General features: G+C 73.7%; 21 protein-coding genes. 15 read left to right on the forward strand and 6 right to left on the reverse strand.

What is annotated here, in order from left to right:
* The 3 genes from IF73_RS0134165 to IF73_RS0134175 all read left to right on the forward strand — a co-directional run.
* A partial coding sequence (locus tag IF73_RS0134165) for a hypothetical protein (RefSeq protein WP_031014699.1) occupies nt 1–1,852 on the forward strand: 1,852 nt, incomplete at its 5' end.
* Nucleotides 1,849–2,271 carry a hypothetical protein gene (locus IF73_RS0134170; RefSeq protein ID WP_031014701.1) on the forward strand — a complete coding sequence of 141 codons (423 nt, stop codon included), beginning with the start codon at nt 1,849–1,851 and terminating at the stop codon, nt 2,269–2,271. The genes IF73_RS0134165 and IF73_RS0134170, both read left to right, overlap by 4 nt.
* Entirely contained in the window at nt 2,268–3,329 is a 1,062-nt protein-coding gene (locus IF73_RS0134175) for a glycoside hydrolase family 26 protein (RefSeq protein ID WP_031014703.1), read from the forward strand. Before IF73_RS0134170 ends, IF73_RS0134175 begins: the two co-directional genes overlap by 4 nt.
* A 6-nt stretch (nt 3,330–3,335) precedes the next feature.
* Here IF73_RS0134175 and IF73_RS0134180 read toward each other — a convergent pair whose 3' ends face one another.
* From IF73_RS0134180 to IF73_RS0134190, 3 genes are all read right to left on the reverse strand, one after another.
* Complete coding sequence (locus tag IF73_RS0134180) at nt 3,336–5,426, reverse strand: lipopolysaccharide biosynthesis protein (protein WP_031014705.1); 2,091 nt, start codon at nt 5,424–5,426, stop codon at nt 3,336–3,338.
* Entirely contained in the window at nt 5,423–6,622 is a 1,200-nt protein-coding gene (locus IF73_RS0134185) for a DegT/DnrJ/EryC1/StrS family aminotransferase (protein ID WP_031014706.1), read from the reverse strand. The genes IF73_RS0134180 and IF73_RS0134185 overlap by 4 nt, the downstream gene beginning before the upstream one ends.
* A 191-nt stretch (nt 6,623–6,813) precedes the next feature.
* Nucleotides 6,814–7,707: an RNA polymerase sigma factor SigF gene (locus IF73_RS0134190; protein WP_031014708.1), complete on the reverse strand. Its 894-nt coding sequence runs from the start codon at nt 7,705–7,707 to the stop codon at nt 6,814–6,816.
* 207 nt (nt 7,708–7,914) lie between these two features.
* Here IF73_RS0134190 and IF73_RS0134195 point away from each other — a divergent pair, with 207 nt between their 5' ends.
* The 6 genes from IF73_RS0134195 to IF73_RS0134220 all read left to right on the forward strand — a co-directional run bounded on the left by IF73_RS0134195 (nt 7,915) and on the right by IF73_RS0134220 (nt 12,797).
* Complete coding sequence (locus IF73_RS0134195) at nt 7,915–8,283, forward strand: STAS domain-containing protein (protein ID WP_031014710.1); 369 nt, start codon at nt 7,915–7,917, stop codon at nt 8,281–8,283.
* Nucleotides 8,284–8,361: 78 nt separating this feature from the next.
* Entirely contained in the window at nt 8,362–8,781 is a 420-nt protein-coding gene (locus IF73_RS0134200) for an ATP-binding protein (RefSeq protein WP_031014712.1), read from the forward strand.
* A 164-nt stretch (nt 8,782–8,945) separates the two neighbouring features.
* Nucleotides 8,946–9,608: a peptidase gene (locus IF73_RS0134205; RefSeq protein WP_234338426.1), complete on the forward strand. Its 663-nt coding sequence runs from the start codon at nt 8,946–8,948 to the stop codon at nt 9,606–9,608.
* A complete protein-coding gene (locus IF73_RS0134210; protein ID WP_031014717.1) occupies nt 9,605–10,405 on the forward strand; it encodes a hypothetical protein in 801 nt (266 codons plus the stop codon). The genes IF73_RS0134205 and IF73_RS0134210 overlap by 4 nt, the downstream gene beginning before the upstream one ends.
* Nucleotides 10,402–11,430: a hypothetical protein gene (locus IF73_RS0134215; RefSeq protein WP_031014719.1), complete on the forward strand. Its 1,029-nt coding sequence runs from the start codon at nt 10,402–10,404 to the stop codon at nt 11,428–11,430. Before IF73_RS0134210 ends, IF73_RS0134215 begins: the two co-directional genes overlap by 4 nt.
* Nucleotides 11,427–12,797, forward strand: a complete 1,371-nt coding sequence (locus IF73_RS0134220) for a hypothetical protein (RefSeq protein ID WP_031014721.1) — start codon at nt 11,427–11,429, stop codon at nt 12,795–12,797. The genes IF73_RS0134215 and IF73_RS0134220 overlap by 4 nt, the downstream gene beginning before the upstream one ends.
* A gap of 78 nt (nt 12,798–12,875) precedes the next feature.
* Here IF73_RS0134220 and IF73_RS0134225 read toward each other — a convergent pair whose 3' ends face one another.
* Complete coding sequence (locus tag IF73_RS0134225; RefSeq protein ID WP_031014723.1) at nt 12,876–14,381, reverse strand: peptide MFS transporter; 1,506 nt, start codon at nt 14,379–14,381, stop codon at nt 12,876–12,878.
* 429 nt (nt 14,382–14,810) lie between these two features.
* On the opposite strand from IF73_RS0134225, the gene IF73_RS0134230 reads away from it, so the two are divergent.
* Together IF73_RS0134230 and IF73_RS0134235 are read left to right on the forward strand one after the other, a co-directional pair.
* On the forward strand, nt 14,811–15,488 hold the full coding sequence (locus IF73_RS0134230; RefSeq protein WP_030754842.1) for a response regulator transcription factor: 678 nt from the start codon (nt 14,811–14,813) through the stop codon (nt 15,486–15,488).
* A gap of 96 nt (nt 15,489–15,584) precedes the next feature.
* Nucleotides 15,585–16,856 (forward strand): ATP-binding protein, encoded by a 1,272-nt coding sequence (locus IF73_RS0134235; protein ID WP_031014725.1) that lies wholly within the window; start codon nt 15,585–15,587, stop codon nt 16,854–16,856.
* Between the two features lie 79 nt (nt 16,857–16,935).
* Here IF73_RS0134235 and IF73_RS0134240 read toward each other — a convergent pair whose 3' ends face one another.
* Complete coding sequence (locus tag IF73_RS0134240) at nt 16,936–17,463, reverse strand: GtrA family protein (protein WP_031014728.1); 528 nt, start codon at nt 17,461–17,463, stop codon at nt 16,936–16,938.
* Between the two features lie 181 nt (nt 17,464–17,644).
* Between IF73_RS0134240 and IF73_RS0134245 the strand changes: the two genes are divergently transcribed.
* The 4 genes from IF73_RS0134245 (at nt 17,645) to IF73_RS0134260 (ending at nt 21,555) form a co-directional block, all read left to right on the forward strand.
* The gene (locus IF73_RS0134245; RefSeq protein WP_078868409.1) at nt 17,645–18,784 is read left to right on the forward strand and encodes a 5-(carboxyamino)imidazole ribonucleotide synthase; all 1,140 of its coding nucleotides are present in this window, start codon (nt 17,645–17,647) and stop codon (nt 18,782–18,784) included.
* Between the two features lie 31 nt (nt 18,785–18,815).
* The gene (purE, locus tag IF73_RS0134250; RefSeq protein ID WP_051717604.1) at nt 18,816–19,313 is read left to right on the forward strand and encodes a 5-(carboxyamino)imidazole ribonucleotide mutase; all 498 of its coding nucleotides are present in this window, start codon (nt 18,816–18,818) and stop codon (nt 19,311–19,313) included.
* Nucleotides 19,310–20,506 carry a dipeptidase gene (locus IF73_RS0134255; protein WP_031014737.1) on the forward strand — a complete coding sequence of 399 codons (1,197 nt, stop codon included), beginning with the start codon at nt 19,310–19,312 and terminating at the stop codon, nt 20,504–20,506. Before purE ends, IF73_RS0134255 begins: the two co-directional genes overlap by 4 nt.
* A 128-nt stretch (nt 20,507–20,634) precedes the next feature.
* The gene (locus tag IF73_RS0134260) at nt 20,635–21,555 is read left to right on the forward strand and encodes a membrane dipeptidase (protein WP_031014739.1); all 921 of its coding nucleotides are present in this window, start codon (nt 20,635–20,637) and stop codon (nt 21,553–21,555) included.
* 77 nt (nt 21,556–21,632) lie between these two features.
* On the opposite strand, the gene IF73_RS0134265 is transcribed toward IF73_RS0134260, so the two are convergent.
* The gene (locus tag IF73_RS0134265; protein ID WP_031014741.1) at nt 21,633–22,967 is read right to left on the reverse strand and encodes a UDP-glucose dehydrogenase family protein; all 1,335 of its coding nucleotides are present in this window, start codon (nt 22,965–22,967) and stop codon (nt 21,633–21,635) included.
* Nucleotides 22,968–23,175: the final 208 nt, after the last annotated feature.

Consider the following 23,175-nt stretch of genomic DNA (forward strand, 5'->3'; position numbering starts at 1 on the left):
GGGCGGGGCCGGCGGGGCGGGCGGGCCGCGCCCCCGCCGCACCGGCGCCGCCTCCGCCCTCACCTGGCTGACCCCGGCCCTCCTCGTCGTCGGCCTCGGCCTGTGGGGGGCGTCGCTGCCCCTGGTCGACTTCCGCTCCATGGACGACTTCGGCCTCCTCGACCGGCTGCCCGTCCCCTTCTACGCCTCCCTCGTCGTCCTCACCGCCGGGTTCCTGGTGGCGCTGCGCCGGGCCGGGACCTCGCCGGGCTGGCCGCTCGTCTACTGCGTCGGCCTCCTCGTCGCCCTCAAGGCGGCGCCCGCCGTCCTCTACGACTCGGTGCGCTACCCGTGGGCGTCCAAGCACGACGCCGTCGTCAACACGATCCTCGGCGCCGGCGAACTCCGCCCGGGCGCCGCCCTGTCCGGGAACATGTCGGCCTACGACCAGTGGCCCGGCTTCTTCACCCTCAACGCCGCCCTCGTCCGCGCCTTCGGCGTCGAGTCCACCGCCGTCTACCTCAACTGGGCGCCCATCGTCCTCGGCCTGATGCTCCTGCCGGTGCTGGTGCTGCTCTACCGCACCTTCACCGAGGACTGGCGGCTCGTCTGGACCGCCGTCTGGATCTTCCAGCTCGCCAACTGGGTCGGCCAGGACTACCTCGCCCCGCAGGGCCTCGCCTACGTCCTCCACCTGACCGTGCTCGCCGTCGTCCTTCGCCACTTCGTCCGGCCCGGCAGCGCCGGGCGGCTGCGCGACCGGACGGCGCTCGACCCGGCCGCGGCCACCGTGCCGCCGTCCACCACCACCCGGCAGCGGGCCGTCGGCGTGCTGATCCTGTCCCCGCTGATCCTCGCGGTGAACGCGGTCCACCAGCTCACCCCGGTGATGCTCTGCGTGGTCCTGGCCGCCCTCTGCCTCACCCGCCGCTACCGCAACCTCGGCCTGCTCGCCGTCGCCGGCCTGATCATGCTCGCCTGGGACCTCACCATGGGCCGCCCGCTCTTCCTGGAGACCCTGGGCACCCTCAGGGAGTCCCTCGGCCGGCTCACCCAGAACTCCCGCGCCGGATACGCCGGACAGCTCACCGGACCCGGGCCGGAGCTCGCCGGCAAGGCCGGCATCGCCATGGCCCTCGCCGTCGTCCTGTGCGCCGGGATCGCCGTCCTCGCCCGCCGCCGGCTCACCCGCGGCGCGCTCCCGCTGCTGCTCGCCTCGGCCGCCCCCGTCCCGCTCTTCGCCGTCAACGACTACGGCGGCGAGATGCTCTTCCGGGTCTACCTCTTCGGGCTGCCCGGGGCGGCGTTCTTCGCCGCCGCCGCGCTCGTGCCCGCCGCCGGCGGCGCCCGCCGCAGCCGCGGCGCCGTCGTCCGCCGCCGGGCCGCCGCCGTCGCCCTGCCGGCCGTCCTGCTCGCCCTGACCGCCGGGTTCCTGCCCGCGTACTACGGCAAGGACGCCATGTACTACACCCCGCCCGTCGAGTCCGCGCTGGTCACCCGCGCCATCGACCGGCTGCCCGAGGGCGGGCTGCTCCTCGCCACCTCCGGCTCCTTCCCGCAGGCGCTGCACCGCTACGACGAGGTCGAGCACTGGTTCTTCGCCGAGCAGGAACTCCCCGAGAACGAGCGGATGCTCGCCGACCCGGCCCGCTACCTCGCCGACCGCATCCCGCCCGGCACCACCGCCCATGTCGTCCTCACCCGCACCCAGGACATCTACACCGCCGGCGAGGGGCTGCTGCCGCCCGGCGGCTTCACGACACTCCGCGACCGGCTCAAGGAGTCCCCGCTGTTCCGGACCGTCGAGGAGCACCCGTACGGGATCGTCCTCGCCTACACCCCGTCGACCACCACCTCAGGCGGTGCCTCATGACCACGCCCTCGAACCGGGCCCGGGCCGCCGTCGCCGCCTCCGGCTGGCTCGCCCTCGCGGCGACCCTGCTCCCCGACGGCTCCGTGCTCCGCTGGCCGCCCGTCCTCCTCTTCGTCTGCCTCGGCCCCGGCCTGGCCCTGCTCCACCCGCAGCCGCGCGGACTGCGGCCCGGCGCCCGCCTGGAGGCGTTCGCGCTGGCGGCCCCGCTGAGCCTCGCGCTCGCCGCGCTCACCGCCACCGTCCTCTTCCTGATCGGAGGTTTCTCCGTGCCCGCCTTCCTCGTCCCGCTCGCCGCCCTCACCACGGTCGCCGCCCTCCTCCCGGGCCTGCCGCTGCCCGCCGCCACCAGAGGCGCCGTCGAACCCGACGGCGCCGAATCCTTCCTGTCCCGTGAACGAGGGCCCGGTGGGGGCCGGTGACCGGCCGGCACGCCCGGGGCACGGCCGCCGGACGGCTGGCGGTCGCCCTCGCCGCCGTCGGGGCGCTGACCGCCGGGATAGGGGTGTGGGCCACCGTCGCCGAGGGCGGCGACCGCTGCGCCGCCGACTCCCGGCTCGTCTCCCCCTGCGGGGCCTGGTGGGGCGCGTACCTCCCCTACGACCAGGACGGCTCGCTGACCCGGCCGGTGTACGCCTTCGAGCGCAAGATCGGCCGCAGGCTCGACCTGGTGTACACGTACCACGACATGTCGGGCAACGCGCTCGACGGCACCCTCCTCACCGACGACGAACGCGAACTCGGCCGCGACCGGCTGCTGATGCTCGCCTGGGAGTCCACCGTCTGGAAGGAACCCCACCACGCCGGCTGGACCGAGACCCAGCTCGGCTGGAAGAACATCGCCTCCGGGCAGTACGACGCCGAGATCGTCGACCCGCAGATCCGCCGCCTCAAGGCGTACGGCAAGCGGGTCTTCCTCTCCTTCGACCAGGAGGTCGACGCCCGGATCAAGGAGGGCGCAGGCACCCCCGCCGAGTACGTCGCCGCCTACCGGCACCTCCACGACCGCTTCCGGCTGCTGGGCGCCGACAACGTCGTCTGGGTGTGGACCGTCTCCGGCTACCTCGGCATGGCCGACGAGATGAAGAAGCTCTACCCCGGCGACCGGTACGTCGACTGGATCGGCATGGACCAGTACAACTACTACCGCTGCCACGGCACCGACACCTGGCGCGACTTCGACGCCAGCCAGCGCCCCACCTACGACTGGCTCCGGGAGAACATCTCCGACCGGAAGCCCGTCATGCTGGCCGAGTTCGCCACCGCGCCCGACCCGGAGCGCCCCGACCGGCAGCGCGACTGGTACGCGCGGATCCCCGAGGTCGCGCCCACGCTCCCCGAGGCGAAGGCGTACGTCCACTGGAACCGGCCCGTCCCCGGCCCCGGCTGCGACCTCACCGTCAACGCGGGCCCGGGACTCCAGGGGTACCGGACCGCGGGCCAGGACCCGTACTTCCGGCAGCCCCTGCCGAGACGGTGACACCCGTCAGGAGCGCAGACCCCGGATCGCGTACGCCGCCATCGTGACCCCGGCCAGACCCAGCAGCGGCGGCAGCGGGGCGGCGGCGACGGACTGCTGCCCGGCCCAGCCCGCCCAGACCAGCACCCACACCACCCCGGCGGTGATCCGCCCGCCGGCGCCCAGCACCCGCAGCAGCGCCGCCGCGAGCAGCAGGCACAGGCCCTGCGCCACCACCGGCGCCACCCAACCGGCCGGGCCCGGCCCGAGCAGCTCGGCGCCCGGCCCCGCGGCCGCCGGCGGCAGCAGGCCGAGCAGCGGCGGCGCGGTGTGCAGGGCGAGGAAGGTGGCCGCGACGACGGCGCCGGCGAAACCGGAGCGGAAGACGCGCAGGCCGACCGCCGTGCCCTGGAGCGCGACCAGCGCCCCGGCCGCCGCCAGGGTCGGCACCGGCAGCGCGGACAGCAGCCCGGTGCCGGAGAGCCGGGCCACGTCCAGCGGCTCGGCGACCGCCAGCGGCAGCCAGAACGCCACCGCCGCCGCCCCGAGCAGCGCCCACAGGACGAGCCCCCACCGGTCCCGCACCGGAGCCGGCGGCGGTTCCCGGCGTACGGCGGCGGGCCCGGGCGCGCGCGGCCGGGGCACGTACACGGGGATGCCGAAGGCGGGCGTCACCGTGTCGTGCGCGGCCGTGGTGCGCAGATAGGCGCTCTGCCGCGCCCAGTTGGTGCCGAAGTCGTCGGCGGCGGGGGAGCTCTCCGGCGCGGGCGGCTCCGGCGCGCGCTCCGCCGCCCGGCCCCGGAGGACCGCCCGCAGCCCCGGCACGCAGGCCACGGCCATCACGGTCATCCCGCCGAGCACCGCCATCCCGGCGCCGCTGATGCCGTACGGGCCGAGCAGGACGGTGGCGCTGCCCAGCACCAGCACGCACATGCCGCCCTGGACGGCGGCGAGCATTCCGGTGCGGCCCTGGACGCGGAGCACGCCGATGTACAGCTCCACGGCGACCCGGGGGAGCGCCCCGGCGGCCAGCAGCCGCAGCACGGTCGAGCCGTTGTCGGCGTAGCCCTGGCCGAAGGGGGCGAGGATCAGCGGGGCGAAGAGGACCAGGACGAGGACGACGGGGACGAGCAGGAGCACCATCCGGCGCAGCGCGCCGCGGACGCCGTCGGCGAGGGACTCGGGGCTGTGGGAGGCGTGCGCGGTGAGCGAGGAGGCCATGTTGATGGCCATGAACTCCATGGTGCCGCCGACGGTGTACGCCGTGTAGAAGAAGGCGTTGTGGGCGGCGTCGAAGCGGACGGCGACCATCACCGGCAGCAGGCTGATCATGAGCAGGCTGAAGAAGGCGCCGACGGCGTCGCCGGCGACGAAGCGGCCGATCTCGCGGTACGTGGGCGGCTCGCGGTCCCGGTCGGCGCGGGCCTGCTGCGGGATGAGCCGGCGGAAGACCAGCCAGGCCAGCGGGACCGTGGAGAGGGCGATGGCCGCCGCCCAGGAGACGAAGACGCCGAGGACGGGCAGCGCGGCGGCGAGGACGACGAGCAGGACGAGCTTGCCGACGGAGAAGACGGCGTTGCCGACCGGCACCCAGAACGCCTTGCGCAGCCCGGTGAGGACCCCGTCCTGGAGGGTGAGCAGCGCCCAGCCGACGGAGGAGAGGGTGAAGAAGATCCCGGCGGAGAGGGTTCCGAGCGGGGCGTACGAGGGTCCCCACCAGTCCAGGGTGAGGAGGAAGATCCCGGAGGCGGCGGCCACCACGACCGTGCTGAGCAGGTAGAGGCGGGCGACGAGCGGGCCGGTGGCGCGGCCGGCCCGGGGCACGTAGCGGACGACCGCGCCGGAGAGGGTGGTGGCGGTGATGGAGGCGAGCATCCGCTGGGCGGCGATGGCGGCGGAGCCCTGGCCGACCGCGTCCTCCGTGTAGTAGCGGGCGGCGACCAGCCAGAAGCCGAGACCGAGGGCGGCGGAGACGCCGGTGGAGAGCATGAGGGCGTAGGCGTTGCGGAAGAGCGAGTCGTCGCCGGAGTCCTTGCCGCCCTTGGCCTCGGAGGCCCCGGCGCCGGACGCCCCGGGGGCGTCCGGGTCGGCGCCCCGCGCCCGTACGGTCTCGGTCACCGGGCGCCGCCGAGGGCGGGTGAGGGCACGGCGGGCCGGGCGCCGGAGGCGCGCAGCGCGGCGAGCGCCTCGTCGGCGCGGCGGGGGTCCACGGGCAGGGCGTGCCGGGCGAACCAGGCGGCGGCGGCCGGGGCGGGGGAGGGGTCGGTGAAGGCGTCCCCGGCGTAGCTGTCGAGGGGCGGGTCGTAGAGGTAGCCGACGGTGATCCGGCGGCGGGCGAGCGCGGCGACGGCGGCGTCCCGGTCCTCGACGAGGAGCGGCACCCGGAAGAGCGGCGGGACGGCGCCGTCGGCGGGGAGGCCCTGGGCGGAGTACTCGCTGGCGAGGAGGCGGGCGGTGCCGGTCCGGTGGGCGTCGAGGACGGTGTCGAGGGCCGCGAACCTGCGGCGGGTGCGGTGGAGGCGGCCGGCGCCGGGGCGGAGCCGGTAGTCGTGCATGTCGACCCGGACCCAGGAGTGGAAGGGGTCGAGGGCGGGTGCGGCGTCGAGGGCGCGGGCCAGTTCGTCGGGGCGCAACGGCATCCGGATGCCGGGCCGTTCGTGCAGGCCGAGGGTGCGGAGGGCGGCGTGCGCGGCGCGGGTGAGGCGCAGGCCGCGGGCGGTGGACTCGGCGTAGGGGCGGGCCAGGTAGGCGAGTTCCCTGCCGAGCCGGGCGGGCCGGAGCAGGGCGTCGCGGGCGGCGGCGAGTCCGTCGCGGAGCGCGGGGTCGGCGACGCTGAGGAAGCCGCCGGTCTTGGCGCCGGTGTGCTTGGAGAGGCTGAAGACGGAGGCGTCGCCCCAGGCGCCGGCCGGGCGGCCGCCGACGGCGGAGCCGATGGCGTGGGCGGCGTCCTCCAGGAGCGGGATGCCGAGCCGGTCGCAGCGGGCGCGCAGTTCGGGCGCCGGGTCGGGGTTGCCGTACAGGTTGGTGGTGAGGACGGCGGAGAGCCCGGACCAGACGGAGTCGGGGACGGCCGCCGGGTCGAGGGAGCCGTCGCGCGGGTCGAGCGGCGCCTGGACGGGCCGGAGTCCGGCGGCGAGCACCACGAAGAAGATGACGTCGTCGTTGACGGGTGACATGAGCACCCGGCCGCCCGGTGCGCACCAGTGGCGCAGGGCGAGGTAGAGGCCGAGCCGGCACGACGGCACGTAGAGGCACGCGCGGCCCCCCAGCCGTGCGCGCATGCGGTCTTCCAGTTCCGCGTACGCAGAAACCATGACAGATTCCCCCCTGAATCCCCGGGCTCAATGTCGCCCATTCCGGACGGGTCGTCAACAACACCCGGTCCGTGGCCCGCTGTGGTCGCGCGGAAGGGCCCGTCCGGGTCGGTCGACCGTGAACGGGCCCTTTCCGTCGCCATTTTGGCGGTTCGCGGGGGTCTTCGGAGGTGATTCCGCCGGAGAGGGGGTCATTCCTCCAGGGTGAGTCCGCGGCGGAGCCGGGCGAGGGTGCGGGAGAGCAGCCGGGAGACGTGCATCTGGGAGATGCCGAGTTCGGCGCCGATCTCCGACTGGGTGAGTCCGGTGACGAACCGGAGGGAGAGGATGAGCCGTTCGCGTTCGGGGAGCGAGGCGATCATCGGTTTGAGCGAGGCGATGTACTCGATGCCGGTGAGGCCGTGGTCCTCGTAGCCGAGCCGGTCGGCGAGGGCGGTCTCGTTCTGTCCGTGGTCCTCGTCCTCGGTCTGGGCGTCGAGGGAGGCGGCCGTGTAGGCGTTGCTGGCGGCCATGCCCTCGACGACCTCGTCCTCGGTGATGCGGAGTTCGGCGGCGAGTTCGGCGACGGTGGGCGCCCGGTCGAGGCGCTGGGAGAGGGCGTCGCCGGCCCGTGCCAGGTCGAGGCGGAGTTCCTGGAGCCGGCGGGGGACGTGCACGGACCAGGAGGTGTCGCGGAAGAAGCGCTTGATCTCGCCGATGATGGTCGGCATCGCGAAGGTGGGGAACTCGACGCCGCGGGTGAGTTCGAAGCGGTCGATGGCCTTGATGAGGCCGATCGTGCCGACCTGGACGATGTCCTCCATGGGTTCGCTGCGGGTGCCGAAGCGGGCGGCGGCGAAGCGGACCAGGGCCAGGTTGAGTTCGACGAGGGTGTTGCGGACGTACGCGTACTCGTGGGTGCCCTCCTCCAGCTCGGCGAGCCGGGCGAAGAGGTCCTTCGAGAGGGCGCGGGCGTCGGCGGGGGCGACCCGGTCGAGCGGGCCGTCGAGCGCCGGGTGTTGCGCGGGTGTGGGGTGGGTGGGGTGGGGAAGGGGTGGTGTCGACGGCGCGGTGGGGGTGCGCGGGGCGTCGAGCCGGGGTGACATGTGTCTCCTCCTGGGTGGGGGTCAGGGTGCGGTGTGCGGCGCCTCCAAAGCCGGCTGGATCGGGTGTTCCTTACTAGCCCTACCTGCTCGGCGGCGATCGTCGCAAGTGGCGAATGTCCTGTTTGTGCGTTATATGGGGGGCTCGTGTGCGCCGGAAGGCGCCCCGCTAGTAGGGTTTCCCGGAGTCGATCGAGGAGGGCCCCGGCCATGGACCGCCAGCACATCGGCAGCGCGCGGCTGCGGGTCGACGCCAGGGCCGTGGACGGCGGCGCCGAGCTCCTCGTACCGGTGGGTGAGCTCGATCACCACACCGCCGAGCTGCTGCGCGCCCCGCTCGACGCGGCCCTCGACGCCGGCCGGGTCCGGCTCGTCGTCGACTGCGCGGGGCTCGACTTCTGCGACTCGACCGGGCTCAACGTGCTCCTCGGGGCGCGGCTGCGGGCCGAGGCGGCCGGCGGCGCGGTCCATCTGGTGGCCATGCGGCCCGCGGTGGCCCGGGTCTTCCGGATCACCGGCGCGGAGGCGGTCTTCACCGTGCACGACACCCTCGCCACCGCCCTGCCCGGCTCCGGCTGACTCCGGACGGACCCCGCACCGCCCCTCTTGCTCGTCCCCTGCCCCTGCTGTCTCGTCGACCGGTGAGGTGAAGTGCTGATGGACCAGGCTTCCGACGTCCGTACGCTCGCGCTCGGCGAGACCAGTGGCACCGTCCCGCTCGCCCGCGACTTCACCCGGACGGCCCTGACCGAGTGGGGCTGGCTGCCCGCCGCCACCGCCGACCGCCGGGCCGCCGCCGACGACGTCCTGCTCGTGGTCTCCGAACTCGTCACCAACGCCTGTCTGCACGCCGAGGGCCCCGAGCGGCTCAGGGTGGTCCGCCTCAGCCGCACCGTCCGCCTGGAGGTCACCGACCGGGGCGCCGGACACCCCGCGCCGCGCACCCCGCACCGGGCCGGACGCCCGGGCGGACACGGCATGTTCATCGTGCAGCGGCTCTGCCTGGACTGGGGCATCCACCGCGTCCCGGGCGCCCCCGGCAAGACGGTCTGGGCCGAACTGGCCTCGCCCGCCTGACGGTTGCGGGCCGTCCGCCCGACCGCCGCAGGACTTTCACCGTCACTCTTCTTCCCTCCGTACGGCCCCAGGCGTACCTTGACGCCCAATCTGATGGCGCGTCAGGAAAATGCGGTGAGGGGTCGCGGGTGGACAGGAAGCCGAACCGGAGGAGGGCGGCCGCCGTGCTCACGGCCGCCGTCGCGGTCTGGACGCCGGCCGGTCTGGCCGCCGCGCCCGCCGCCCACGCCGAGGTCGTCGACGTGCGGTACGCCTGCGAGACCAAGATCGGCGACCGCACCGCCGTCTCGCCCGTCGACATCACGGCCGAGAAGAAGGGCGACGCCTACGCGATCACCATGACCTTCGACAAGGGCGTCTCCGACAGCCCCGTCGAACTCCCCAAGGGCGTCATGACCCCCCGCGCCGACCTCGTCCTCGGCGGCGACGACCAGGGCACCGTCAAGGTCGAGGGGGTGCCCAACGCCGCCGCGATCCCCGCCTTCACCCCCATCAGGATCGGCACCCTCACCGGCACCTACACGCCGAGGGCCGACGGCACCGTCACCTTCACCGCGGGACTGCTCACCGTCCACGCCCTCGGCATGGACGCCGCCGTCTGCACGCCCGCGAACAAGCCCGCCCCGTCCCTCACCCTCACCGTCACCGGCCTCTCCGGGGACGAGCCCACGCCGGCGCCCGAAGCGGCCCTGCCCGGCGGCGAACTGCCCAGGACCGGCGGCCTCTCCACCACCACCGCCCTCGCCACCCTCGGCGGCACCGTCCTCCTCGGCGGCGTCGGCGCCCTGCTCTGGCTCACCCGCCGCCCCCGCCCGGCCCGCCCATGACCAGGACCCGGTACGCGCTCCTCGCCGCCGGCGCCGTCCTCGGCACCCTCGCCGCCGTGCCCCCCGCCACCCCCGCCTGGACCGCCGCGCCCGCCGCCGGACGGCCGTACGCCTATCTCGAAGGCCCGGCCGGCAGCGTCCTGGAGGACACCCTCTCCGTCACCAACCCCGGCCCCCGCCCGCTCACCGTCACCCTCACGGGCGACGGGCCCGCCGCCGTCGCCTTCGCGGCCCGCACCGTCACCGTGCCCGCCCGCACCCGCGCCGACGTCCCCTTCGCCGTCACCGTCGCCGCCACCACCCCGCCCGGCGAACACCGCGGCACCGTACGGGCCTCGGCCGGCGGCCGGCGGTCCGACGTCGACCTGCGGCTGAAGGTCAGCGGCCCCCGGCTCGCCGCCCTCACCGTCGAGGACGCCCGCGTCGACCGGGCCACCGGCACCCTCCACTACACCCTCGTCAACCGCGGCAGCACCGTCCTCGACCGGCCCCGCCTCTCGGTCCGCGCCGACGGCCTCCTCGGCACCGTCCTCGACCGCCCCGAGCGCGCCCTGCCGCTCACCCTCCGCCCCGGCGAACGCACCGCCCGCACCGAACCCTGGCCCGACCCGCCCGCCCTCGACTCCGTCACCGTCCGGCTCACCGCCACCGCCCCCGGAGCCACCCCCGCCACCGCCGCCACCGACACCGTCTTCGCCTCCGGCCCCGCCCTCGCCGGCACCGCGGCCCTGCTGCTCGCGGCCGCGGGCGGAGCCGCGTACACGGTCCGCCGCCGTACGAAGGGAGCCACCGCATGACACCGGCCGCCCGCGCCCGTACGGCCCTGGCCGCGCTGCTCACCGCCCTCGTCCTCGCCCTGCTCCCGGCCCTCCCCGCGACCGCCGCACCCGCCGCCGCACCCGCCGCCGACCCCGCCGCGCCCGCCGTCGCCGTCTCGCGGAACCAGGCCCCCAAGGGCGGCGAGATCACCGTCAGCGGCACCGGCTGGAAGGCCGGCGCCCTGCTGATGGTGCTGCTCTGCGGCCAGGGCACCCCCGAGAAGGGCGTCATCGGCGGCACCAACTCCTGCGCCAACACCGACGGCCGGGCCGCCACCGTCGACGCGCGCGGCGCCTTCAGCGTCAGACTGCCGGTGGCCGCCCCGCCCCGGCCCTGCCCCTGCGTCGTCCACGTCTCCGGCGTCACCGGCACCCAGGACGTCGTCGACGCCGCCCTCACCGTCGCCGGACACCCCACCGCCCCGCTCCCCGACGCAGCCGGCGACGGCCGCCTCGCCGTCCTCACCGCCGCCCGCCTCGACGGCTCCGGCGGGATCCTGACCTGGTTCGGCGCGCCACCGTCCCGCACCCTCGTCCTCACCGTCGGCAACCTCGGCACCGCGCCCGTCCGCGACCCCGTCTTCCTCGTCGGCACCGCCCGCGGCGTCCTCGCCCCCCGCGACGAGGAGCACCAGTGGCGGGGCACCATCAAGCCCGGGCAGAAGGCCCAGATCGAGCTGGACGTCGAGCTCGCCGCCGGCGCCCACGGCGACTACCGGGTCTCCGTCTCCTACGGCGGGAAGCTCCTGGCCGAACAGCCCTGGACGGTGGGCCGCCCCTGGGGCGTGGTCCTGTTCTGGGTCCTGCTCGCCGTGGTCGTGCCCACCGCCCTCTTCCGGATCGGCATGGTCCTCGTCGACCGGGCCGGCGGCCGGAACCGCCACTCCGTCCCCGTCCCCGTACCGGCGGACGCGGACGGCCCCGGGACGACCGCGGTCCTGCCGTGGTTCCTCCCCGACTCCGCACCGTCCGAGAACAGTCCGACGACGAAGGGACATTCGTGAGCACGCAACGGAGGACGATCGCGGCCGGGATCGCGCTGATCCTCGGCGGCGCGGGGATCCTGCTGTCCGCCGGCCCCGCCCAGGCCGCCCCGATCTCGTTCAAGACGGAGTGCATCCCGCCCTCGATCTCCGGCCTCCCGCCGGTCCAGGGCACCACCACCGTGCTGGTCACCGCACCCGCCACCGCCAAGGTCGGCGACACCGTCGAGGTCGTCTGGAAGACCGTGAAGCCGGCCTCCAAGAACCCCGGCCTGATGGACCTGGAGGCGAACACCGTCAAGCCGACCGGCACCATGAAGGTCGGCGGGGCGCAGAGCGGCACGATCGCCATGGAGGGCCCCCGGCAGAACCCGCCGATCCCCAAGAACACCGACATGGTCCTGCCCGAGATGAAGGGCACCCTGAAGCTGACGAAGGCGGGCGACGTCACCCTGACGCCCGACGCGTACGACATCAACGTGTCGAAGCCGATGTCCACGAACACCAAGTGCACGCCGAAGGAGCAGGTCCCCGTCGGCGCCACGATCAAGGTGACCGACGGCGGCGGCTCCGGCGGCGGCTCCGACAGCGGCGGCGGCTCGGACAGCGGAGGCTCCGACAGCGGTGGGGGCTCCGACAGCGGCGGCGGGTCCGACAGCGGTGGCACCGGCGGAGGCCAGACCGACTTCCCGGGCAAGGAGGTCAAGGTCGCCTTCACCTGTACGTCCCCCGGCCCCGCCTCGATCAACTCCAAGGTCACCATCAGCGCGCGGAAGAACGGCGGCGCGTACGACCTCACGGTCAAGACCGCCAAGGGCGTCATGAACAGCCCGGCCCCGCTGCCCGCCAAGGCCCTCACGCCCTCCATGGACATCAGGATCGGCGGGGACGACAGCGGCACCGTCAAGGTCACCGGCGCGCCCAACCCCACCGCGCTCAAGATGAACGACCCGGTGAGCCTCACCGACATGAAGGGCACCTACAAGCCCGGCGCCACCGGCAAGGCCACCCTCTCGCCCGGCGCGCTCACCATCAGCGTCGTCCTCGCCCCGGGCGCCGACCCGATCAAGATCCCCTGCCAGGTGAAGGGCGCGGTCGAGGCGTCCCTCACCCTGGACACCGCCAAGCAGTCCGGCGGCGCCTCCGGCAGCGGCGACAACGGCGGCTCGGACAACGGTGGTGCCGACGGCGGCGCCGACGACGGCGGCTCGGACGGGAACGGCAACGGCTCGGGCAACGGCTCCGGCGGCGGGAACCTCGCCGAGACCGGCGCCGCGTCCGACGGCGCCCTGCGCGCCCTCGGCCTGGTCGCCGGCACCGTGATCCTCCTCGGCGGCGCCGTCTTCACCTTCACCCCGTGGCGACGGCTGGCCCGCCGCACCCGCTGACGGGCACGGAGCGGAGACGGGAAGGCCCCGGGACACAGTGCGGTGTCCCGGGGCCTTCCCGGCGTGTGGAGCGGTGCGTCAGTGCACGTCGCCCATGAGGGCCTGGACCTTCTTGCGGTACATGTACACCGCGAGGCCCGCGACCACGGCCAGCGACGCCTCCATGGCGATCACCCCCGTGCCGTTCAGGTCCACACCGGCCAGCGAGAGCAGACCCGTGGTGCAGTCACCGGCGGTGACGGCGAGGAACCAGACGCCCATCATCTGGGAGGCGTACTTCTGCGGCGCCATCTTCGTGGTGACCGAGAGGCCGACCGGGGAGAGGCACAGCTCACCGATGGTCTGGATCATGTAGATCGAGACGAGCCACATCGGGGAGACCTTGGTGCCGTCGCCCGCCATGTTCATCGGGACGATGAAGACGAAGAAGGAGGCACCGACCAGGACCAGGCCCATCGCGAACTTCACGATGGTGTTCGGCTCCTGGTTCTTGCGGGCCAGCCACAGCCACAGCCAGGCGAAGACCGGGGCCAGCGCCATGACGAAGAGCGGGTTCAGGGACTGGTACCAGGTGGCCGGGAAGCCGAAGCCGAAGACGGTGTCGGCGGTCTTGCCGTCGGCGAACAGCGACAGGGTCGAACCACCCTGGTCGTAGATCATCCAGAAGACGGCGGCGGCGACGAAGAACCAGATGTAGCCGGTCATCTTCGACTGCTCGGTGGTCGACAGGTCCTTGTCGCGCTTGATGCGGACGAGGACGGCGACCGGGATGATCAGACCGGCGAGGGTGATCGGGACGATCGCCCAGTTCAGGGTGTACATGCCCATCGCGATGACGACGCCGTAGAAGGCGGCGGCGACGACGAGGACGGCGCAGACCTTGACCAGGATGCTCTTGCGCTCGGCGGCGGAGAGCGGGTTCGGGACGACGTTGCTCTTCGGGCTCAGGTTCTTCGTGCCGATCAGGAACTGGAGCAGACCCAGACCCATGCCGGCCGCGGCGAGCGCGAAGCCGAGGTGCCAGTTGACCTTCTCGCCGACGGTGCCGACGACGAACGGGGCGACGAAGGCACCGAGGTTGATGCCGATGTAGAAGAGGGTGAAGCCACCGTCACGGCGCGGGTCGTCCGGGCCGTCGTAGAGGTGGCCGACCATCGTCGAGATGTTGGCCTTGAGCAGACCGGAGCCGGCGGCGACGAGCGCCAGGCCGACGAAGAACATGGCCTGGCCCGGGAGGGCCAGCGACAGGTGACCGGCCATGATCACGAAGCCGGCGATGGCGACGGTCTTGCGCGCGCCCCAGACCCGGTCGCCGAACCAGCCGCCGGGCATGGCCATCAGGTAGACCATCGACACGTACACGGAGTAGATCGCCGTGGCCGTGGCGGCCGTCATGGCCAGTCCGCCACCCTGGCTGCCGGTCGCCGCGTCGGCGCCGCCGGAGACCAGGTACAGGACGAGAAGCGCCCTCATGCCGTAGTAGGAGAAACGCTCCCACATCTCGGTCATGAAGAGGGTGGCGAGGCCGCGGGGGTGCCCGAAGAAGGTCTTCTCCGAACCCGCGGAAACGGTCGTTGCCGCCATGTCGATCCTTGCTCTGTCGGGACGCGCCGCTTCGTGAGCGGGAGGCGCCCGGTGGGGGGTGGCCGGCACCGGCCGGGACGTGTGCGTCCCGCCCGGGATCCACGCCCCGCCGCGCGTCTTCGCGCCGCGGGACCCGGCCCACAGGTCGTTCACCGTCTCAAGGCTGGCAGGGCCAACCTCGCGCAGAAAAGAGGACCTTGGCTGACGAAGCATGCCGAAGGTCCCCGATTACCGCGACTGACGTCTCGCCACCATACGACACGACAGTGCCGGATATGGAAGGACTTGAGAGATGGATCACAGGTGACCATGGAACCAACGGGACCCATTCCAAGGTGATGGCAAGGTTACGCACCCTGCTTCGGAGGCGATCGCGGGTGCCTCGTGATCCCGCCCCGGCCCGGCACCCGTGCGGACTACCATCACCCCATGACCCGTGTACTGCTCGCCGAGGACGACGCATCCATCTCGGAACCGCTGGCCCGCGCCCTGCGGAGAGAGGGGTACGAGGTCGAGGTCCGCGAGGACGGGCCGACCGCGCTCGACACCGGACTCCAGGGCGGCGTCGACCTCGTCGTGCTCGACCTGGGCCTGCCCGGCATGGACGGTCTGGAGGTCGCCCGCCGGCTGCGTGCCGACGGTCACACGGTCCCGATCCTGGTCCTCACCGCCCGCGCGGACGAGGTCGACACCGTCGTCGGGCTCGACGCGGGCGCCGACGACTACGTCACCAAGCCGTTCCGCCTCGCCGAGCTGCTCGCCCGGGTCCGGGCCCTCCTCCGGCGCGGCGCCACCGAGCCCGCCCCCGCGCCCGCCACCCACGGCGTCCGCATCGACGTCGAGTCGCACCGCGCCTGGATGGGCGACGAGGAGCTCCAGCTCACCGCGAAGGAGTTCGACCTCCTCCGCGTCCTGGTCCGCGACGCCGGCCGGGTCGTCACCCGCGACCAGCTGATGCGCGAGGTCTGGGACACCACCTGGTGGTCCTCGACGAAGACCCTCGACATGCACATCTCCTGGCTCCGCAAGAAGCTCGGCGACGACGCGGCCAACCCCCGCTACATCGCCACGGTGAGAGGCGTCGGCTTCCGCTTCGAGAAGAGCTAGCCCGGGGCGGCGCGCCCAGCCGCGCCCAGGCTCCCGCGCCTGAACCCGCACCCGAGGGCCCCGCCCCGACAAGGCCCCGCCCACCCGGAAGGCACCGTGCGCCGCCGCCTCATCACCAGCACCCTCGCCGTCGTCCTGGTCGTCATCGCCGTCTTCGGCGTCTCCCTCGTGCTCATCGAGACGCGAACGATCACCAGCAGCGCCCAGGAGAGCGTCGACGCCGAAGCCCTCCGCATCGTCTCGATCGTCGACAGCCGCCTGATCGGCGGCGAGCCGGTCAACCCGGACATCCTCGCGGAGCAGAGCGGCGCCAAGCGGTACGTCCTGGTCACCATCCCCGGCCGGCCCGCCATCGAGATCGGCACCCGCCCCACCGGCAGCGTCATCCGCGGCTACGCGGAGGGCGAGCGCGGCGAGACGGCGGTCGTCGAGGAGTCCCGCTCCGCCGTCACCTCCGAGGTCGGCAGCACCGCCCTGATCATCGGCGCCGTCGCCGGGCTCGCCGTGATCGCCGCGGTCCTCCTCGCCGTACGCCAGGCGAACCGGCTCGCGTCCCCGCTCACCGACCTCGCCGAGACCGCCGAACGGCTCGGCTCCGGCGACCCCCGGCCGCGGCACAAGCGGTACGGGGTCCCCGAGCTGGACCGGGTCGCGGACGTGCTCGACGCCTCCGCCGAGCGGATCGCCCGGATGCTCACCGCCGAGCGCCGGCTCGCCGCCGACGCCTCCCACCAGCTCCGCACCCCGCTGACCGCGCTCTCCATGCGCCTGGAGGAGGTCGCCCTCGCCGACGACCTGGACACGGTCAAGGAGGAGGCGACGATCGCGCTCACCCAGGTCGAGCGGCTCACCGACGTCGTCGAGCGGCTGCTCACCAACTCCCGCGACCCCCGCTCCGGCTCCGCCGTCGCCTTCGACCTCGACGAGGTCGTCAAGCAGCAGATCGAGGAGTGGCGCCCGGCCTACCGCAGCGCCGGCCGCGCGATCGTCCGCTCCGGCAAGCAGGGCATGCGGGCCATCGGCACCCCGGGCGCGGTCGCCCAGGTCCTGGCCGCGCTCATCGAGAACTCGCTCATGCACGGCGGCGGCACCGTCGCCCTGCGCACCCGGGTCATCGGCAACCAGTCGGTGATCGAGGTCACCGACGAGGGCCCCGGCGTCCCCGCCGACCTCGGCGCGCGGATCTTCGAGCGGGCGGTCAGCGGCCGCAGCTCCACCGGCATCGGCCTGGCCGTCGCCCGGGACCTCGCCGAGGCCGACGGCGGCCGCCTGGAACTGCTCCAGCAGCAGCCGCCGGTCTTCGCGCTCTTCCTCAGTCGGGAGGCCCGCAGCGTCCGCGAGGACGCCGCGGAGCGCCCCGTACGGTAGAAGGCCAGGCCAGGCCAGGCCAGGCCAGGCCAGGCCAGGTCAGTCGGGCCGGGCGGGCCGGGTCGGGCCGGGGCGGCCGTCAGACGCGGTCGGGCTGGCGGCGGCGGGCCTGCCGCGGCGCCACCGGCTCGGCGCTCTCCAGGAAGGACTCCGCCGTCTGCACGGCCTCCTTCGCCGGCAGCGCCCGGAACACCCACGTGCGGTACGACCAGAAGCGGAACAGGGTCGCCACGCCGATGCCGAAGAACTTGAAGAAGTTGCTGGCCAGCGGCGAGTTCCAGCCGAGGCCGTAGGTCGCCGCGTAGAGGATCCCGTTCTCGATGACCAGCCCGACCAGGCTGAACAGCAGGAAGAGGGTCATCTCCTTGGTGCGCCCCGACTTGTCGCGGTCGCGGTACGTGAAGTAACGGAACCCCACGTAGTTGAAGGCGATGGCGACGACCGTGGCGATCAGGCTGGCCCGCACCACCGGAAGCTCCGTGGTGTGCCGGACCAGGTTGAAGACGGCCAGGTTGACCAGGACACCGAGTCCGCCGACCACTCCGAACTTGGCGACCTCTCGGCCGAGCAGGGCGAGTCGCATGCGCAGCGCGCCGGGTTCGCTCATGGGGTCGGTCCGTCCGTCGGGTGACGTCCGGGTGACGTCAACCCACTCATGCTAACCAGCCTCCCCTGTCACCCGCCCGAGTAGCCGGGAAACCTGTGGAAAACCAGGCCGGACGCCGTCACGCCTTGTGTCAATCCACAGCCGGAAACGTGTTCACGGATGGTGCGGATACCCTAAGAGGGTGACGTTCCCGGTAGTAGGCATGGTCGGCGGCGGGCAGCTCGCCCGTATGACCCACGAGGCGGGCATCCCCCTCGGCATCAAGTTCAAGCTCCTCAGTGACACCCCGCAGGACTCTGCGGCGCAGGTGGCCGGCGAGGTCGTCATCGGCGACTACCGGGACCTGGAGACGCTCCGCGCCTTCGCGCGCGGCTGCGACGTGATCACCTTCGATCACGAGCACGTCCCCACCGAGCACCTGCGCGCCCTGGAGGCCGACGGCATCCCCGTCCGCCCCGGTCCCGACGCGCTCGTGCACGCGCAGGACAAGGGGGTGATGCGGGCGAAGCTCGACGAGATCGGCGCGCCCAGCCCCCGCCACCGCATCGTGGCCGACCCCGCGGACGCGGTCGCGTTCGCCGAGGAGGTCGGCGGCTTCCCGGTCATCCTCAAGACCGTGCGCGGCGGCTACGACGGCAAGGGCGTCTGGTTCGTCCGCAGCGCCGAGGAGGCCCGCGACCCGTTCCTCGCCGGCGTGCCCGTGCTCGCCGAGGAGAAGGTCGACTTCGTCCGCGAGCTGGCGGCGAACATCGTCCGCTCCCCGCACGGCCAGGCCGTCGCCTACCCGGTGGTCGAGTCCCGCCAGGTCGACGGCGTCTGCGACACCGTGATCGCGCCCGCCCCCGACCTGGACGACGAGCTGGCCGGGCAGGCCCAGGAGCTCGCCCTGCGGATCGCCAAGGAGCTCGGTGTCGTCGGCCACCTGGCCGTCGAGCTCTTCCAGACCACCGACGGGCGGATCCTCGTCAACGAGCTGGCGATGCGCCCGCACAACTCCGGCCACTGGACCCAGGACGGGGCGATCACCAGCCAGTTCGCCAACCACGTGCGGGCCGTCCTCGACCTGCCGCTCGGCGACCCCCGCCCGCGCGCCCCGTGGACCGTGATGTGCAACGTCCTCGGCGGCGACTACCCCGACATGTACCAGGGCTACCTGCACTGCATGGCCCGGGACCCGCAGCTCAAGATCCACATGTACGGCAAGGACGTGAAGCCCGGGCGTAAGGTCGGTCACGTCAACACCTACGGCGACGACCTGGACGAGGTGCTGGAGCGCGCCCGCCACGCCGCCGACTACCTGCGAGGGACGATCGTTGAGTAACCAGGCGAGCAACCCGCTCATCGGCATCGTGATGGGGTCCGACTCCGACTGGCCCGTCATGGAGGCCGCCGCCCAGGCGCTCGACGAGTTCGAGATCCCGTACGAGGTCGACGTCGTCTCCGCCCACCGGATGCCGCGCGAGATGATCGCGTACGGCGAGGAGGCCGCCGGACGCGGCCTCAAGGCGATCATCGCGGGCGCCGGCGGCGCCGCCCACCTGCCGGGCATGCTCGCCTCCGTCACCCCGCTCCCGGTCATCGGCGTCCCCGTGCCGCTGAAGTACCTCGACGGCATGGACTCGCTGCTGTCGATCGTCCAGATGCCCGCCGGCATCCCGGTCGCCACCGTCTCCGTCGCCGGCGCGCGCAACGCGGGCCTGCTCGCCGTCCGCATGCTCGCCGCCGCCGACCCGGAGCTCCAGGCCCGGATGGGCGAGTTCCTCCAGGACCTCAACGGCCAGGCCACCGAGAAGGGCAAGCGACTGCGCGCCAAGGTCGCCGGCGCCGACTCCTTCGGGTTCGGCAAGTGAGCGCGGCCGAGCGGCTCGCCGAGGCCCGCGCCCTCCTCGCGGAGGCGCCCGTCGTCGACGGGCACAACGACCTCCCGTGGGCGCTGCGCGAACAGTGCGGCTACGACCTCGACAGGCTCGACATCGCGGGCGACCGCTCGGCCACCCTCCACACCGACCTCGCCCGGCTCCGCGCCGGTGGGGTCGGTGCCCAGTTCTGGTCCGTCTACGTGCCGGGCCGGCTCACCGGCGACCACGCCGTGAGCGCCACCCTGGAGCAGATCGACGCCGTCGACCGGCTCGTCGAGCGGTACGCGGCCGACCTGGCGCCCGCCCGGACCGCCGACGACGTCGCCAAGGCCCGCGCCGAGGGGCGGATCGCCTCCCTCAAGGGCGCCGAGGGCGGCCACTCGATCGACAACTCCCTCGCCACCCTGCGCGCCCTGTACACCCTCGGCGTGCGGTACATGACGCTCACGCACAACGAGAACAACGACTGGGCCGACTCCGCCACCGACGAGCCCCGGCACGGCGGCCTCACCGCCTTCGGCCGCGCCGTCGTCCGCGAGATGAACCGCTGCGGCATGCTCGTCGACCTGTCGCACGTGGCCGCCACCACCATGCGGGACGCCCTCGACGAGAGCGCCGCGCCGGTGATCTTCTCCCACTCCTCCGCCCGCGCGGTCTGCGACCACCCGCGCAACATCCCGGACGACGTCCTGGAGCGGCTGCCCGCCAACGGCGGCGTGGCGATGGCGACCTTCGTCCCGAAGTTCATCCTCCCCGCGGCCGTCGAGTGGACGCTGCGCGCCGACGCGAACCTGCGCGCCCACGGCCTGAACCACCTGGACACCACCCCGCGGGCGATGGAGCTGCACGCCGCCTTCGAGGCGGAGCACCCGCGCCCGGTCGCCACCGCCGCCACGGTCGCCGACCACCTCGACCACATGCGCGAGGCCGCCGGCATCGACCACATCGGCATCGGCGGCGACTACGACGGCACCGCCTTCACCCCGGCCGGCCTCGACGACGTCGCCGGCTACCCCAACCTGATCGCGGAGCTCCTCGACCGCGGCTGGTCCCGCGCCGACCTCACCAAGCTGACCTGGTCGAACGCGCTCCGCGTGCTGGGCGACGCCGAGTCCGTCGCCCGCGACCTGGCGGCCCGCACCCCCGCCTCGCACGCCACGATCGCCCAGCTCGACGGCGCCTGACCGGGCTCACCCGGATGGCGCAGCCCGACGGGCCCCGGCGGGGCCCCGGTGGCACGGTGGACCGTACTGCCCCGCCCCTTCGGCGGGGTAGTACTGCATCACCGAGTTTCGGAGTAGTGAGTCGTGCCATGGCAGATCTAGACGACCATCCCCCCTTCTCTGCCGCCTCCGGCGCCGTCGGCGCGCTGGAACCCCCGGAGTCGCCACCCCCGCTCGACGAGACCGCCCGGGCCCGGGCGCTCCTCGCCGCCCAGCCCGTCTTCGAGGGGCACACCGAGCTCCCCGCGCTCCTCGACCCCGAGGACCTGCCGCCCGCCCGGGCCCGGGAGACCGGCGCGCAGTTCTGGTCGCTGCACGGGGACGCCGACGACGGTGCCATCGGCACCCTGCGCCGCATCGACACCATCCGCGCGCTCGTCGCCGCCTGCCCCGAGGACCTGCGGCTGGCCCACACCACCTCGGAGCTGGTCCACGCCCGCAACTGCGGCCGGGTCGCCGCGCTGCTCGGGCCGGTGGACTGGACGGCCCTCGGCGGCTCCGCCGCCACCCTGCGGGCCTACCACGCGCTCGGCGTCCGGGCCGTGAACCTCACCCGCTTCGACCGCTTCGCCCGCGAGGCGGTCCGGGAGATGAACCGCATCGGCCTGGCCGTGGACCTCAGCGGCGCCGACCAGGACACCGTCCGCAAGGTCCTCGCCGTCACCCGCGCCCCCGCGCTGGTGACCCGGGCCGAGCCGGACGCCCTCCCGGACGACGTGCTGCGGCTCCTCGGCGAGAACGGCGCCGTCTGCATGGTCGCCGTGGGGGACGACCCGGCCGCCACCGCCGACCTCCTCGACCGGGTACGCGACGGGGCCGGGCCCGGGTCCACGGGCCTCTCCCGGCCGGCGGGCCCGGCGGCGGGCTACGTCCCGCTCTTCGCGGAGCTGCTGCGGCGCGGCTGGCCGGCCCGGGACCTGGTCGGCCTGGCCCACGGCAACGCCACCCGGGCCCTGCGCGACACCGAGTTCCTGTCGCGCACGAACCGGATCAGGCCCGTCGCCGCCTGACCCGTACCCGTACGCCCATGCGGAAGGGCCGCACCGGATCCGTCCGGTGCGGCCCTTCCGCCGTGTGTTCCGAAAGCCTAGGCGCGCGGGCGGCCCATCGCCCGGTACGTCCAGCCGGCCGCCCGCCACCGCTCGCCGTCCAGGGCGTTGCGCCCGTCGAGGACGACGGGCGAGGTGACGACCGCGGCCAGCTCGGCCGGGTCGAGCTCGCGGAACTCGCGCCACTCGGTGAGGTGGAGGACGACGTCCGCGCCCCGGACGGCCTCCAGGGCCGAGTCCGCGTAGCCGAGCGTCGGGAAGACCTTGCGGGCGTTGTCCATGCCCTTGGGGTCGTAGACGGTCACCTGGCCGCCCTGAAGGTGTATCTGGCCGGCCACGTTGAGCGCGGGGGAGTCGCGGACGTCGTCCGAGTCCGGCTTGAAGGTGGCGCCGAGGACGGCGACCCGGCGGCCCAGGAACGAGTTCCCGCCCAGCGTCTCGCGGGCCATCTCGACCATCTGGCCGCGCCGCCGCATGTTGATGGAGTCGATCTCGCGGAGGAAGGTCAGCGCCTGGTCGGCGCCGAGCTCGCCCGCGCGGGCCATGAAGGCGCGGATGTCCTTGGGCAGGCAGCCGCCGCCGAAGCCGATGCCGGCCCGCAGGAACTTGTCGCCGATCCGCTCGTCGTGGCCGATCGCCTCGGCGAGCTTGGCGACGTCGCCGCCGGCCGCCTCGCAGACCTCGGCCATCGCGTTGATGAAGGAGATCTTGGTGGCGAGGAAGGAGTTCGCGGCCGTCTTCACCAGCTCGGAGGTGGGGAAGTCGGTGACGACGAAGGGCGAGCCCTCGGCGACCGGGGTGGCGTACACCTCGCGGAGCGTCTTCTCGGCCCGCCCGGCGCCCTCGCCGGACACGCCGACGACGATCCGGTCCGGGTGCAGGGTGTCCCGGACGGCGAAGCCCTCGCGGAGGAACTCGGGGTTCCAGGCCAGGTCCACGCCCGCCGGCAGCACCGCGGCCAGCCGCTCGGCCGAGCCGACGGGCACGGTCGACTTGCCGACGACCAGGGAGCCCTCGCGGACGACGGCGGCGAGGGAGCCGAAGGCCGCGTCGACGTAGCTCATGTCGCAGCCGTACTCGCCGTGCTTCTGCGGGGTGTTCACGCAGACGAAGTGGACGTCGCCGAAGGCGCCCACCTCCTCCCAGGAGGTGGTGAAGCGCAGCCGGCCGGTGGAGCCCTCGATCCCGGCGACGTGCCGGCCGAGCAGTTCCTCCAGGCCGGGCTCGTACATCGGGACGCGGCCGGAGGCCAGCAGCTCGACCTTCTCCGGTACGACGTCGAGGCCGAGGACCTCGAAGCCCATCTCCGCCATGGCCGCCGCATGGGTGGCGCCGAGGTATCCGGTGCCGATCACAGTGATCTTCAGGGCCATGCGGGACTCCAGGGACGTCGGGCGAAACTGCCTGCCCGAGCATAGTCGGGCGCTGACAAGCTCCCCGCTCACGGCCTACCCTTTGGGTTACTTAACGGTAGTTAGCAAGCCAGGGAGCTCAAGACCATGGGCAAGGACTTCGACCTGTACCGGACCTCCGAGGAGCACGAGATGCTCCGGGAGTCGGTGCGCGCGCTGGCGGACGCGA

The sequence above is a fragment of the Streptomyces sp. NRRL F-5727 genome, from assembly GCF_000719555.1.
Classification (GTDB): Bacteria; Actinomycetota; Actinomycetes; order Streptomycetales; family Streptomycetaceae; genus Streptomyces.

Coding starts and splice junctions, on each gene's coding strand:
- IF73_RS0134210 (WP_031014717.1), top strand. CDS start 9,605: ATGACCAGGACCCGGTACGCGCTCCTCGCCGCCGGCGCCGTCCTCGGC.
- IF73_RS0134190 (WP_031014708.1), bottom strand. CDS start 7,707: ATGTCACCCCGGCTCGACGCCCCGCGCACCCCCACCGCGCCGTCGACA.
- purE (WP_051717604.1), top strand. CDS start 18,816: ATGGGGTCCGACTCCGACTGGCCCGTCATGGAGGCCGCCGCCCAGGCG.
- IF73_RS0134240 (WP_031014728.1), bottom strand. CDS start 17,463: ATGAGCGAACCCGGCGCGCTGCGCATGCGACTCGCCCTGCTCGGCCGA.
- IF73_RS0134185 (WP_031014706.1), bottom strand. CDS start 6,622: ATGGTTTCTGCGTACGCGGAACTGGAAGACCGCATGCGCGCACGGCTG.
- IF73_RS0134215 (WP_031014719.1), top strand. CDS start 10,402: ATGACACCGGCCGCCCGCGCCCGTACGGCCCTGGCCGCGCTGCTCACC.
- IF73_RS0134195 (WP_031014710.1), top strand. CDS start 7,915: ATGGACCGCCAGCACATCGGCAGCGCGCGGCTGCGGGTCGACGCCAGG.
- IF73_RS0134260 (WP_031014739.1), top strand. CDS start 20,635: ATGGCAGATCTAGACGACCATCCCCCCTTCTCTGCCGCCTCCGGCGCC.
- IF73_RS0134265 (WP_031014741.1), bottom strand. CDS start 22,967: ATGGCCCTGAAGATCACTGTGATCGGCACCGGATACCTCGGCGCCACC.
- IF73_RS0134170 (WP_031014701.1), top strand. CDS start 1,849: ATGACCACGCCCTCGAACCGGGCCCGGGCCGCCGTCGCCGCCTCCGGC.
- IF73_RS0134225 (WP_031014723.1), bottom strand. CDS start 14,381: ATGGCGGCAACGACCGTTTCCGCGGGTTCGGAGAAGACCTTCTTCGGG.
- IF73_RS0134200 (WP_031014712.1), top strand. CDS start 8,362: ATGGACCAGGCTTCCGACGTCCGTACGCTCGCGCTCGGCGAGACCAGT.
- IF73_RS0134230 (WP_030754842.1), top strand. CDS start 14,811: ATGACCCGTGTACTGCTCGCCGAGGACGACGCATCCATCTCGGAACCG.